Annotated in this window: 9 protein-coding genes and 1 pseudogene; 4 read left to right on the forward strand and 6 right to left on the reverse strand. The window is 66.1% G+C overall.

The window, feature by feature from the left end; translation table 11 throughout:
* Nucleotides 1-126: 126 nt before the first annotated feature.
* Nucleotides 127-1,278 (reverse strand): Re/Si-specific NAD(P)(+) transhydrogenase subunit alpha, encoded by a 1,152-nt coding sequence (locus tag AB7O82_RS19410; protein WP_428536693.1) that lies wholly within the window; start codon nt 1,276-1,278, stop codon nt 127-129.
* A gap of 141 nt (nt 1,279-1,419) precedes the next feature.
* On the opposite strand from AB7O82_RS19410, the gene AB7O82_RS19415 reads away from it, so the two are divergent.
* Nucleotides 1,420-2,415 (forward strand): NAD(P)-dependent oxidoreductase, encoded by a 996-nt coding sequence (locus AB7O82_RS19415; protein ID WP_428536696.1) that lies wholly within the window; start codon nt 1,420-1,422, stop codon nt 2,413-2,415.
* 109 nt (nt 2,416-2,524) lie between these two features.
* On the opposite strand, the gene AB7O82_RS19420 is transcribed toward AB7O82_RS19415, so the two are convergent.
* Nucleotides 2,525-3,178 (reverse strand): SanA/YdcF family protein, encoded by a 654-nt coding sequence (locus AB7O82_RS19420; RefSeq protein ID WP_428536699.1) that lies wholly within the window; start codon nt 3,176-3,178, stop codon nt 2,525-2,527.
* A gap of 45 nt (nt 3,179-3,223) precedes the next feature.
* On the opposite strand from AB7O82_RS19420, the gene AB7O82_RS19425 reads away from it, so the two are divergent.
* Nucleotides 3,224-4,846, forward strand: coding sequence for a thiamine pyrophosphate-dependent enzyme (locus AB7O82_RS19425; RefSeq protein WP_428536702.1), 1,623 nt, complete (start codon nt 3,224-3,226; stop codon nt 4,844-4,846).
* A gap of 79 nt (nt 4,847-4,925) precedes the next feature.
* Here AB7O82_RS19425 and AB7O82_RS19430 read toward each other — a convergent pair whose 3' ends face one another.
* The 3 genes from AB7O82_RS19430 to AB7O82_RS19440 form a co-directional block, all read right to left on the reverse strand.
* The gene (locus AB7O82_RS19430) at nt 4,926-6,518 is read right to left on the reverse strand and encodes an amidase (protein ID WP_428619962.1); all 1,593 of its coding nucleotides are present in this window, start codon (nt 6,516-6,518) and stop codon (nt 4,926-4,928) included.
* 331 nt (nt 6,519-6,849) lie between these two features.
* On the reverse strand, nt 6,850-9,222 hold the full coding sequence (locus AB7O82_RS19435; protein ID WP_428536708.1) for a xanthine dehydrogenase family protein molybdopterin-binding subunit: 2,373 nt from the start codon (nt 9,220-9,222) through the stop codon (nt 6,850-6,852).
* Between the two features lie 10 nt (nt 9,223-9,232).
* Nucleotides 9,233-10,777 (reverse strand): winged helix-turn-helix domain-containing tetratricopeptide repeat protein, encoded by a 1,545-nt coding sequence (locus tag AB7O82_RS19440; RefSeq protein ID WP_428536711.1) that lies wholly within the window; start codon nt 10,775-10,777, stop codon nt 9,233-9,235.
* A 528-nt stretch (nt 10,778-11,305) separates the two neighbouring features.
* Between AB7O82_RS19440 and AB7O82_RS19445 the strand changes: the two genes are divergently transcribed.
* A complete protein-coding gene (locus AB7O82_RS19445; protein ID WP_428536834.1) occupies nt 11,306-12,484 on the forward strand; it encodes a M20 aminoacylase family protein in 1,179 nt (392 codons plus the stop codon).
* Nucleotides 12,485-12,628: 144 nt separating this feature from the next.
* Nucleotides 12,629-12,805 (forward strand): hypothetical protein, encoded by a 177-nt coding sequence (locus tag AB7O82_RS19450; RefSeq protein ID WP_428536714.1) that lies wholly within the window; start codon nt 12,629-12,631, stop codon nt 12,803-12,805.
* A gap of 135 nt (nt 12,806-12,940) precedes the next feature.
* On the opposite strand, the pseudogene AB7O82_RS19455 reads toward AB7O82_RS19450, so the two are convergent.
* Nucleotides 12,941-13,130 (reverse strand): annotated as a pseudogene (locus AB7O82_RS19455) (NAD-dependent epimerase/dehydratase family protein); the annotation flags it as partial.

Raw genomic sequence — 13,130 nt, forward strand, 5'->3', positions numbered from 1 at the left:
CCCAATCCCAAATGTCGCCCCGTGCGAATTGTCATGCTCTTCCGGACCGCGGGCATCTCGCCTGCTCAAGCTCATGAGCGGGCGAGACGCCCGCGGTCCGGAAGAACATGATCCGCAAATCCATCCTCACGCCTGGGCCAGCGACGGGTGCACGACCTGGCCGTCCCGAGTCACCAGGGTGCCCTTCACGACCTCGTCGGCGGTGTCGATCTTGAGCGCCTTGGTATCCTTGTCGATCATCGGCGTGATGAAGTTCAGGAGGTTGCGCGCGAACAGCGACGAGGCGTCGGTCGGCAGCTCGCCCGGCAGGTTGGCCGGGCCGACGATCTTGACGCCGAACTTCTCGACCGTCTTGCCAAACTCCGACAGCGGGCAGTTGCCGCCCTGCTCGACCGCCATGTCGACGATTACCGAGCCCGGCTTCATCGTCCTGACCATGTCCTCGCTCACCAGCACCGGCGCCTTGCGGCCCGGGATCAGGGCGGTGGTGATGACGATGTCCTGGCTCTTGATGTGCTCTGCGACCAGGGCCGCCTGCTTGGCGCGATACTCCGCGCTCATCTCCTTGGCGTAGCCGCCGGCGGTTTCAGCCGCCTTGAATTCCTCGTCCTCGACGGCGATGAACTTGGCGCCGAGCGACTGGACCTGCTCCTTGGTCGCCGGCCGGACGTCGGTCGCGGTCACGATCGAGCCCAGGCGGCGGGCGGTGGCGATGGCCTGCAGGCCGGCGACACCGACGCCCATGATGAAGGAGCGCGACGGCGCCAGCGTGCCGCCGGGCGTCATCATCTGCGGCAGGATGCGGCCGAAATGGTTGGCCGCCAGCAGCACCGACTTGTACCCGGCAAGGTTGGCCTGCGAGCTCAGGATATCCATCGACTGGGCACGGGTGATGCGCGGGATCAGCTCGAGCGCGAACGAGGTGACGCCGCCCGCCGCCAGGGCCTGCACCAGGTCGCGATTGGTGAGCGCCGACAGGGGCGCCATCAGCACCTGGCCGCTGCGCAGGAGCGCCATCTCGTCGGTGCCTTCCGCCGCCGACATCGGCCGCTGGATCTTGAAGATTACGTCGGCGGCGGAGGCTGCCGCGGCCGCATCCGGCACGATCGTTGCACCGGCTTCGGCGTAGGCCTCGTCGGTATAGGCGGCGGCCGTGCCAGCTCCAGCCTCGACCATGATCTCCGCCACCCCCAGTCCCTTCAGCTTCTTCACGGTCTCGGGCGTCGCCGCCACGCGGGTTTCGTGCGGCCGGCGTTCTTTGAGAATGGCGATTTTCATGGAGAGCTTTGGATCTGTTGGTGGCCGACGGAGGGATTGGGTGCGCCGCACCATGCACAGCGACCCTCTCTTTGCCAAGCCGGTTTTTCGCCGCGCGGCGCAAGCATTTACCGCCTGCAGCCAACCGGTGATACTGCGCCCATGCACCCGCGTCCCGTCATCCTGACAGGCTTCACCTTCACCAGGCTGGCCCTGGCCACCTTGTCCGAGCGCTACGACATCGCCGGCCACATGGACCGGCCCGATCCGGCGCTCGTGCCGGCCGACGCCCGGCCGCACGTCCAGGCGCTGGTCACCACCGGCAGCACCGGCGCCTCCGATGCGCTGATGGCCGCCATGCCGCGCCTGTCGCTGATCTGCTGCTACGGCACCGGCTACGAGCGCATCGACATCGAGGCGGCGCGCCGGCGCAACATCATGGTCACGCATGGCGCCGACGCCAACGCGCCCGACGTGGCCGAGATGGCCGTCGGAATCCTGCTCGCCTCGACGCGCCGCATCGCCCGCGCCGACAGGATGATCCGCCGGGGCGACTGGACCAAGCGCATCCCGCACCGATTTGGCCCGGTCGCCGGCCTGACCGGCGGCAAGCTCGGCATCCTGGGCCTCGGCGCCATCGGCATGGAGTTCGTCAAGCGCATCAAGGGATTCGATGTCGAGATCGGCTACTGCAACCGCACGAAACGCAGCGACGTCGACTTCGCCTACTTCCCCGACGTCATCGCGCTGGCGACATGGGCCGACTACCTGATCGTCTGCCTGCGCTCCGACGCCTCCAACCGCCACATCATCAATGCAGAAGTGCTGAAGGCGCTCGGCCCGCGCGGCCATCTGGTCAATATCAGCCGCGGCTGGGCGGTCGACGAGGCCGCCCTCGCCGACGCCCTGCGCAACAACGTGATCGAGGGCGCCGCCCTCGACGTGTTCGACGAGGAGCCCTACACGGGCAAAGAGCTGCTGCCACTCGAAAATCTGGTGATGACGCCGCATTTCGGCGGCGGCACCGAGCACGCCCAGCACCGCATGACGTCCCTGGTGCGCCAGAACCTCGATGCCCACTTCGCCGGCAAGCCGGTCGTGTCGCCGCTGCCCGAGCTGCGCGACATGGCGGCGATGACGGTGGGGCGGTTGCGGTAGACGCTGGGAGCGCGCCACTCCGATGGCGCTCTTCTTGTTGATTACACACCCCATGAGCGCCATCGGAGTGGCGCGCTCCCAGCAATGATCCTTCGTCACCCGACAAGCATCACACCGGCGAGTCCCTCCCCACAACAACCTTCGGCCCGACATCGCGGAACGGCGCCGCGAACCAGACATCGTAGTAGGCGCGCAACGCCGACGGGTAGCGGCGCAGCTCGGTCAGGATGCTGTAGGCGGCGCCGACGTCGCGGGCTTCGAAGCCCCAGGCATCGATGCCGACGTTGCGCGTCATGTAGAGCGCCCGCACCAGGTGGAAGCGCTGCGAGACGATCATCAGGCGCTTCTGCCCGTAGATGTCGCGGGCGCGCATCACGGAGTCCCATGTGCGCCAGCCGTCGAAATCATTGTAGATGACCTCGCTCGGAACGCCGCGCTCGACCAGGCCGGCGCGCATCGCGGTCGGCTCGTCGTTGATGGCGTCACGGCTGCCGCTCACGATCAGGTATTTCACCTTGCCGGCCTTCCACAGCGCGGCTGCCGCATCGAGACGGTAGACAAAATAGCGGTTGGGACCGCCCTCCGGTCCGATCGCCGCGGTCCCCAGGACCAGTGCCGTCTCGATGGCCGGTGCCTTCGCGATGTCGGAGAACAGGCGTGCATCCGCGAGAGGTTCGAGGCGCCGTTCGGCGACCCAGGCCAACAGGACGACGGCAAGAACCAACGCGCCGCAGGAGAGCAGTGCGTAGAGGATCAACCGCACGCCGCCCGCCTTGCTGCGGGGCGCGCGGGTCTGTAAGGCATCGCCATGCCGCGCCTGTCCACTGCCGAAGCCACCGTCCACTCCCTCCTGCGCCACGGTCTCGACACGGTCTACGCGCTGCCCGGGGTGCACAACGATCCGCTGTTCGATGCGTTCTACCATGCAGCCGACCGCCTCCGGGTGATCCATCCCCGCCACGAGCAGACGGCCGCCTACATGGCGCTGGGCGCGGCCCTGGTCACCGGCAAGCCGCAGGCCTTCGCCGTGGTGCCGGGACCGGGCCTGCTCAACGCCGGCGCCGCCTTGCTGACGGCGTACGGCATGAATGCGCCGGTTGTGGGGCTGGTCGGACAGATCCCGCAAACCGACATCGACAAGGGCCACGGCCATCTGCACGAGATCCACGACCAGCTCGGCCTGATGCGCCACATCACCAAGTGGGCGGAGCGCATCCGCAGCCCGCAGGAGGCGCCGGGCCTCGTCACCCAGGCGATCTGGCAAGCGACCACCGGCCGGCCGCGGCCGGTGGCGCTGGAATGCGCGCTCGACACCTGGGCCAGGCGAGCCGAGGTCACCCTGACCGACGCACCGCTGCCACCTCCTTCAGAAGCGATCGACGACGAGGCGATCACCGCCGCCGCCAAGGTCCTGGGAACGGCCGAGCGACCGATCATCGTGGTCGGCGGCGGCGCCCTCGATGCCAGCGCCGAGGTGATCCGCATCGCCGAGCTGCTCGAGGCGCCGGTCAGCTCCTATCGCCGCGGCCGCGGCGTGGTGCCGAGCTCGCATCGCCTCGCCGTCGACATGCCGATCGGCCATCGCCTGTGGAAGGACGCCGACGCCGTACTGGCGATCGGCACGCGTTTCCTGATTCAGAACGGCAGCTGGGGCATCGACACCAATCTCAAGGTCGTGCGGCTCGACGTCGATCCCGACGAGCACGACCGCATGCGCAAACCCGACGTGGCGCTGGTCGGCAACGCCGCACCGCAGTTGCGCGCCCTGATCGATGCCCTGCCCAAGTACAACCGACCACGTCCCTCGCGCGCCCTGGAGCTCGAGAAGCATCGCGCCTGGCTGGCCGAGCGGCTGTCACGTCTCGAGCCGCAGCTCTCCTTTCTGCAGGCGATCCGCCGCGCCCTGCCTGAGGACGGCATCTTCGTCGACGAGGTCTCGCAGATTGGCTTCGCCTCGCGTGTGGCCCTGCCGATCGAGCATCCGCGCACCTTCCTGTCGCCGGGCTACCAGGACAATCTCGGCTGGGGCTACGGCACCGCGCTCGGCGCCAAGGCGGCGATGCCGCACAGGAAGGTGCTGGCGATCGCCGGCGACGGCGGCTTCATGTACCAGGTGGGCGAGCTCGCCACGGCGGCACGCCACAACCTCGCCGTCGTCGTGGTGGTATTCGACAACGGCGCCTTCGGCAACGTGAAGCGCATCCAGCAGGAACGCTACGGCAACCGTCTGATCGCCTCGGACCTGCAGAACCCCGACTTCGCCAGGCTGGCCGACAGCTTCGGCATCGCGAGCTTCAAGGCACACGAAGCGAAGCAGCTCGAGGACGCCCTGCACAAAGCCTTCGCCCTCGACGCGCCCGCCCTCGTCTGGGTCCCGCACGGCGACATGCCGAGCCCGTGGGACCTGATCCTGATGCCCAGAGTTCGCTGAATGCGCTCTTTCGGACCGCGGGCGTCTCGCCCGCTCACGAGAAGTGCGGGCGAGACGCCCGCGGTCCGCATGAACTGCTCTACAGTACAGGCGGCACGAAGCCGCCGAACGCCATCTCGAGCAACTGCGCGAACTGGATCGTCGTGGTGTCCTCGAGGTAGGGCCCGATGATCTGCACGCCGATTGGCAGTCCGGTATCGGTACGCCCGATCGGCGCCACGGTCGCCGGCAGTTGGCCGCCGGTGGCGAGACCCGCCCAGACGATGTTGCTGTTGTAGGGCTGACTCTTGCCATCGACGTCGAGCCGGCGGGCGCTCGGCTCGCCATGATCGTGTTTGAACGCCACGGTCGGCATCACCGGGCAAAGGACGACGTCCCACTGCTTGAACAGCGTCGCCCACTGGCTTTGCAGCCGCGTGCGACCGTTGGACGCCGCTTCCCAGTCGCGCCAGCCGGCATTGGCACTGCGCACGAGGATCGCATCCAGGCTCTGGTTGTCGGGCCCCAGCGTCGCCGCGATCGAACGCATCCGTTCGTAGTACTCGGGCGGACGGCCCTGGGTCATGATCGGGCCGAGCAGGCGCATGTAGTTGCGGGTTGCCTCGGCAAGATCGGGTAGCAGCGAGCTTTGCCGGGCAACGGTGGCCCCTTCCTTGCCGAGGCGATCGGCAAGCTGCGCCAGCGCCGTTCGGATCACCTCGGCCGTGGGACAGAGCGGATGGGTGTCGATCACCAGCACGCGGAAGTCGCGCAGCACGCGATGGCGCGGCCGCGGCAGCACCAGCCGCCAGCCGACGCCTTCGCGCAGCTCATCCGGCCCGGCCATCACGTCGAATGCGAGCGCGATATCCTGGGCGCTGCGCGCCATTGGCCCGACCACGGCCAGGCCATCGCCGGCCGAGGGCAATGCCGGCTGTCGCGGAAAGTTCTGGCCGCGCCTGGGCAGGACGCCATAGGTCGGCTTGTGGGCGAACACGCCGCAATAGTGCGCCGGCGTGCGCAGCGAGCCGCCGATGTCCGAGCCCGCCTCGAGGGACACGTAGCCGGCCGCCAGCGAGGCGGCCGATCCACCCGACGAGCCGCCCGGCGTGCGCTCTATGTCGTAGGGATTGTTGGTGGTGCCGTAGATCGGGTTCGTGGTCTGCCAGTCGGCGAGCGCCACCGGCACGTTGGTCTTGCCCATGATCACGGCGCCCGCGGCCTTCAGGCGTTCGACCACGACAGCATCCTCGGTCGGCCGCCAGTCCTTGAAGGCGGGGATGCCCCAGGTCGTCGGCAGGTCCGCAATGTTGTACGATTCCTTCACCGTCATCGGCAGGCCGAGCAGCGGCCGACGCTCGCCGCGCGCCAGCGCCTGGTCGGCGGCGATCGCCGCCCGACGCGCCCGCTCGAAGTCGCGCACGACCACCGCGTTGATGTGCTTGTCGAGCACCTCGATGCGCGCGATCGCCTGGTCGAGCAGTTCGACCGCCGAGACGCGACGGGCGGCGAGGTCGGCCACCTGCTCGCTGGCGGTGCGATACCCCTTGCCGCCCTCGGGCGGCGGCGGCACGGACGATGCCGCTTGGGCGAATGCGCGCGTCGTCGCAGCGGCGCCCACCGCGGTGACGCCTGCCAGGAAAGCACGCCGGCCGGTCGCGGAGCCGCCTTGCTTGACCGAAGATCCCTTCATCGGAGCCCCTCCCCCGCCTGCATCGCCCGAGCTGAGCCAGCACTCTATGATGCACGCCGGCCAGGCGCCATCCAAGTTGCGGGGCGCTCTTCGCGCCAACCCAAGTGAGCTGGTAGTGACCCTGGCGGACATACGCCGAGAATTCGGCGTCGACTGACCGGATGGGTTTGCCGGTCGTCTTCCTTGAGGCAGCCCGCCGCGAGATCATGGGCGCCGCACGATCCTATGGAGATCAACGTCGAGGACTGGGCAGCTTGTTTCTTGACGAGATGGCCTAGATCGATTCCCACGCGTCCGACTCTCCGCGTCCTCATCGATCTCGCCAACATTGCTACTGATCTTTGCGACCTGTCAGCACCGCCCGGACGACCTGCTCGGGCTTTATGGGCGTCGCATTGAACTCGGCTCGATACATCGACAGGGCGTCGCACACGGCGTTCGCGATGGCAGCGGGCGGGGCGATGGCGCCGCCCTCGCCGACGCCCTTCACGCCGAGGGGATTCAGCGGCGAGGGCGATGTTTGATGCAGCAGCCGGATCGCCGGGCTGTCGCTCGCTCGCGGCAGGGCATAGTCCATCAGCGAACCTGTCAGCAGCTGGCCCTCGCGGTCGTAGACGAACTCCTCGAACAGCGTCCCGCCAATGCCCTGGATCGTGCCGCCGACAACCTGGCCGTCGACGAGCATCGGATTGATGACGACGCCGCAATCGTGCGCCACCACGTATTGCTCGATGTCGATCCGACCTGAAGCGATGTCCACCTCGACCAGGGCGAGATGCGTGGCGTTGGCCCAGGTTACCGTCGGCGGCTGCCAGTAGAAGGTCTCCTCGAGACCAGCGTCCATGCCCTCCGGGCGACGATGATCCCAGCCCGGTGCGGCGGCCTTCGCGACGCTGGCGAGCGTCACCTCCATGCCCGGAGCGCCAACAACACCGACCTTGCCGGCACGCAGCTCGAGGTCGGCCGGTGCGCACTCCATCAAATTGGCTGCAATCGCGAACACCTTAGCACGCAGCCGTTCGCTGGCGTGGTGAATGGCGCCCGACAGGTTGACTGTGCTGCGGCTCGCAATGGTGCCGCCGCCGATGGCGATCAGGGAGGTGTCACCCAAGGCGATCACCACGTCTTGCGGATCCACCGACCATGCATCCGCCACCACCTGGGTGAAGATCGTTTCCATGCCCTGGCCCTGCGAGCAGGCGCCCGAGGTGACGAAGATCGATCCGGTCGACTCGATCCGAACCGTCGCGCTCTCGAACGGGCCAACACCGGTGCCCTCGACATAGCTTGCAACGCCAAGGCCGAGATGGCGACCCGCCGCACGCGCCTTGCGCTGGCGCTCACGGAACGCAGGCAGGCCTCCCATCGCCTGCAGGGCCTTGTCCAATCCACCGGGGAAGTCGCCGCTGTCGTACACGATCGGCTCCCCGTCGCGATACGGGAGACCCATGGCATAGGGCATCTCTTCCGGCCGGATCATGTTGCGTCGCCTGACCTCGGTGGGCTCGAGGTCGAGGGTCCGCGCGATCAGGTCCATGGTCCGCTCCATGGCGAACGCGGCTTCCGGTCGCCCCGCCCCTCGGTACGGCGCGTTTGGCACCTTGTTGGTCGCCACGATCCGCGCCGCCGCCGCGAAGTTCGCGATCCTGTACGGCCCGAGCAGGTGAACGGCGGTGTTGTAGGCGATCGCCGCTCCGATGGGATTCCAGGCGCCGCAATCGACCATGAACGCGTCGCGAAATGAGACCACTCGGCCGTCCCGATCGAAGCCGACCTCGACCTCGTGCACCTGGTCGCGTGAATGGCATGAGCAAAGAAGATGCTCCTGCCTCTCCTCGATCCAGCGCACCGGGCGTCCGGCAAGGCGGGCCAGAAGCGGGATCAGCAGTTCCTCCGGATAGACATGCCCCTTGGTGCCGAACCCGCCGCCGACATCGAGCGCCACGCAGCGAACGCGCGCTTCGGGCAGGCCGAGAACCGCCGCTGCCTCGCGCCGCACGGAGTGCACGACCTGGGTCGCCGACCAAATCGTGACGGCGCTGGTCCTTTTATCGTAGGCGGCAATCACGCCGCGGCACTCCAGGGGGATGCCGGCGTAACGATGCGTGTAGAAGCGGCGCCGGAGCGTGAAGGGCGCAGCGGAAAGAGCCGCCGCGACTTGCCCCTTCTCGATGGCGAATTCGCCGATCAGGTTGGTGGCAAAGGCCTCGTGGATGATCGCAGCGTCCGGCGCCAGGGCGGCTGCAGGATCGACCATTGCCGCCAGCGGTTCGATGTCCACGGCAACCCGCTCTGCGGCATCCTGGGCCTGGTCGCGAGTCTCGGCGAGCACCACGGCGACCGCTTCGCCGACGTGCCGGACCTTGTCCACGGCCAGCATGGGCTGCTGTGGCACATGAAACTTGTACTGCACCTGGGTGCGCCACTTGCCCGGCAGCGACAACTGGGCGCCGGCAACGGGAGGCGCAAGGCGATGGAGGTCCGCGCCATTGAGCACGTGCACCACCCCTGGCATTGCCGCTGCCGCGGCGACCTCGATCGAGCGGATGTGGCCGTGCGCTACCGGGCTTCTGACGAAGACGGCATGCAGCGTGCCCGGAATCGCCAGATCGGCCACGAACTGTCCCTGCCCTGTCAGGAGGCGGAGATCCTCTCGCCGCAACATCGAACGACCGACAAACCGGGATGTCTCTCCGCCGACCATCCGTATCTTCTTACGGCAGTCCGGCTCGGCGCATGGCTGTAAACAAGCGCTCCTGGTTCGGCGACCGACGATACGGGCCGGTCGCGATCAGGTGACGCACGGTGCAATCCGGATCCAACGCCAGATATCTTTGAGTGGCGGCCCGAGCTTCGGCGTCCCGACCCGTGAGAGAAAGCGCGGCGATGAGATATCGATGGGCAGCACCCCAGTCCGGGCCTTGTTGCACTCCTTTACGCGCCCAGCGCAGCCCCTCTTCGAACTGGTCATTTGTAAGCAGCGAGAAAGCCATACCGACCGAATATGTGTTGATCCACTGATCGAACGGGCTGAGCTGAACCGCTTTTGAAAACTCAGTCGCTGCGGTCTCTGGTACGCCGGCAAAGGCGCTGACCCAGCCGCGCCATGCCCATGAACTTGCCGAGTTGGGATCGATGGCAAGGGATTGATCGATCAAGTCCCAGGCCGCCTGGAAGTCGCGATCCGCGAAAAACACGACGAAGCCCGCGCTTCGCAGAGCAATCGGGTTTCCCGGGTCCGCCTTCAAGGCACGTCGGGCCAGATCTGCCGCCTCTCGGTAGTCCTTGGCAGCATCACTGCCGTAGTTGGCCGGTCGCAACACGCGGCACCATGCGCCATAGGCAAGGGCTTCCGAGTAGTTAGGGGCCAACATGACGGCGCGATCCAGGAGCTCGATGGCCTCTGCAACGCTTTCCCTCGTCATCGGTGCCTGCTTCGGCAACGATCGGAGGAGCAGGTCGTAGGCGTCCAGGTTGTCGACCCGCTTGCGGACGGCCCGCGCAATCTCCACGGCACGAAGCTTTGGCGCGATCGCACCGATTAGATTGGTGATGATCTGGTCCTGAAGCTCGAAGATCTGCTCCAACGCCCCATCGAATTTGTCGGCCCAAAGATGATTGCCGGAAGACGCCTCGAGCAACTGCGCGGTCAGCCGAACACGCGACCCCGATTTTCGAACGCTGCCATCCACCAGATAGCGCACGCCCAGCCTGCTCCCGATCGCCCGGACGTCATGCTTATGTCGCCTGAAGGCGAAGGACAGGTTTCTGGAGATGACATACAGTGACGACGTGCGAGCCAGAGCGGTGATCAGGTCCTCCGCTATGCCATCGGCGAAGTACGCTTCTTCGGGGTCACCTGAGATGTTGTCGAAAGGCAACACGGCGATCGAGGGCTTGTCTGGCAGGGCAAGAGGGGCAGCGGACGCCGTGACGCCGTGCTCGGTGACGCGAACGTCCAGAAGGTATCCCCGCCGGGCGACGGTCTTGATCAGGCGCTGCTGGTCGTCGCAAAGCGCGCGGCGCAACTGCCAGATGCACTGGACGAGGGAATCGTCGGATACGACAATATCGTTCCAGACGGCTTTCTGAAGCTCTTCCTTCGCGACAAGACGGCCCGGGCGCTCCGCCAGATGGCATAGCACCTTGAATGCCTTGGGGCGCAGTTCCAGTTCACGGTCATCCAGCTGCAAGCAACCGCGAGTCAAATCTAGCGCAAAGCGATCGAACCGAAGTATTCGATGGACGATCTCGTCCACGTCTCTGCTCCTTGGCCGGCCGATACGGAAAAATAGTCGAAAAATCGTCGATAGGCCATCCCTGCATCAGGACTCCAGGCCCGAGAACCTCTAGGCAGGTCGCGTCGTCGAGCGCTCTGTTCTTGGCCGCTGGTGAGGAGCAAGCAAATGCCCATATCTGCCAACCTTTGCAGCCCAACGCCGCAGAAAAGAGTCCTGGTCATCGGCGGATGCCATGGTACGTGCTTCCTGCAAGGTTCAGACGATGAAGCGAGCTGGACGGGTCGACGCCAATTCTTGCTGGCCAACTGCATTCTTCTGACCGTCAGTATGGCAATCCTCGCCCTCGCCGTCGTTCTTGCGCTCGCCTGGACCTGAAAGATTCCCAGCACCGGCAGGACATATGGCGGCCAGGAATAGCCTCTTGGGCAAGCAAGGGCGTGGTGTGTTCGTGCTCGAACGTTGGTGGGGAGGCCGACCCTTTCGTTCCGTCCGTTGCGCTTGGACAGATGTACTTACGATCCTCGAATGAATTGCGGAGTGCGCCCGATGCCGACCATCAATCGCATTGCGTCGTTTCACAAGGATATGACCGCGTGGCGGCACGACATTCACAGACATCCCGAAACGGCATTCGAGGAAGTGCGCACTGCCGATATCGTCGCCGACAAGCTCAAGTCATTCGGCATTGAGGTCCACCGCGGGCTCGCCAAGACCGGGGTGGTGGGCGTGCTGCGCTCCGGCACCTCCAAGCGGTCGATCGGCCTGCGCGCCGACATGGACGCGCTGGACGTGCACGAGACCAACAGATTCGCCCACGCCTCGACCATCCCCGGCAAGATGCATGCCTGCGGCCATGACGGGCACACCACGATGCTGCTGGGCGCAGCGAGGTATCTCGCCGAGACAAGAAACTTCGACGGTACCGTCAACTTCATCTTCCAGCCCGCCGAGGAGAACGAGGGCGGAGGTCGCGTCATGGTCGAGGAAGGGCTGTTCGGCAAATTTCCCTGCGACGGCGTCTACGGCATGCACAACATCCCAGGCATCCCCGTCGGCCACTTTGCCGTACGGCCGGGCCCGATGATGGCGGCCACCGCGATCTTCGAGATCGTGGTGAAGGGCGTGGGTACTGGTGCCGCCCTGCCTCACCGTGGCGTGGATCCTATCCTTGCGGGCTCGCACATCGTGACGGCCCTGCAGTCGATCGTCGCGCGCAACGTCGACCCCATGGACAATGCGGTGATCTCGACGACCCAATTCCACGCGGGCACCACCTGGAATGTCATCCCGCTGGAATGCACATTGCGCGGCACAGTGCGCGTCTTCAAGGAGTCGGTGCAGGATATTGTCGAGAAGCGAATGGAGAGTATTGCGCGCAACGTCGCGGAAGGCTTGGGCGCGGCACTGGCAAGGTGGCGCTACGAGCGACGCAATCCTCCGACCGTCAACAGCGTGCAGGAGGCCGAGAACGCCGCGCGCGCCGCGTCAACCCTGGTGGGGGCCGAGAATGTCGATCGCACTCCGACACCTTTGATGGCCGGCGAGGACTTTGCCTGGATGCTCCTGAAGAAGCCCGGCTGCTACATCTGGATCGGTAACGGCGATGGCGAAGGTGGCTGCATGGTCCACAGCCCGGGCTACGACTTCAACGACGAGATCCTGCCGTTGGGTGCCTCGTACTGGGCGACCTTGGTCGAGCAACAACTTGCCCGCCAAGATGAGTAATGCGCCTCCACTACGTTCCGGACGACGGCGCAACGCCGTAAAGCCTGGCGGTGTTCCGCACGCGCTCGATGATGGACTCGCGCAGGGCTGCCGGTTCCAGAACCTTTAACTCGGGTGACAGCCTCAAGAGCTGCCCCGTTTCGCTTGCGCAACGAAGTCGGTTTCACGGTGCAGCATCGCTGCGCCAAGGTCGACATCTTCTACGTCTGCAGCTGGCGAGAGAACAACGAACTGTGGGAAACGATCTACATGCTTCCAAACGGCGGCACCTACCGACTGGCCGAGCGCGACAACACGACGGGAACCTACTGCGTCTGGTGATACCGGCAGTAGCGCACGAGCAGCAAGCATGGCACGCCTACCTGCGTTCGCCGAGCGACAGCGCCTCCCGACGTCGCTATTGCGAAGACCAAGCGAGTGGAGAAGTCGGATAGCACCCAGCCGATGGAGTTCGCACTACGCGAGCGAATCCAGAATCTCGCGAAACCCTGTCCGGCACACGAAGCCGAGCTTCCGTTGCGCCTTGCCGGCGTCGTAGACGCGGTCGATCGAGTCGAACATGGTCCAGCCGCGCTGCTCATAGAGCTTGCGATAGTCGGGGAAATAGCGCGCCACCACGGACGGCGCATCGACCAGCAGCTCCCGG

Origin of the sequence: Reyranella sp. (genome assembly GCF_050185545.1) — a bacterium.
In the GTDB taxonomy this organism is placed as follows: Bacteria; Pseudomonadota; Alphaproteobacteria; order Reyranellales; family Reyranellaceae; genus Reyranella.

Coding starts and splice junctions, on each gene's coding strand:
- AB7O82_RS19445 (WP_428536834.1), top strand. CDS start 11,306: ATGCCGACCATCAATCGCATTGCGTCGTTTCACAAGGATATGACCGCG.
- AB7O82_RS19430 (WP_428619962.1), bottom strand. CDS start 6,518: ATGAAGGGATCTTCGGTCAAGCAAGGCGGCTCCGCGACCGGCCGGCGT.
- AB7O82_RS19435 (WP_428536708.1), bottom strand. CDS start 9,222: ATGGTCGGCGGAGAGACATCCCGGTTTGTCGGTCGTTCGATGTTGCGG.
- AB7O82_RS19415 (WP_428536696.1), top strand. CDS start 1,420: ATGCACCCGCGTCCCGTCATCCTGACAGGCTTCACCTTCACCAGGCTG.
- AB7O82_RS19410 (WP_428536693.1), bottom strand. CDS start 1,278: ATGAAAATCGCCATTCTCAAAGAACGCCGGCCGCACGAAACCCGCGTG.
- AB7O82_RS19425 (WP_428536702.1), top strand. CDS start 3,224: ATGCCGCGCCTGTCCACTGCCGAAGCCACCGTCCACTCCCTCCTGCGC.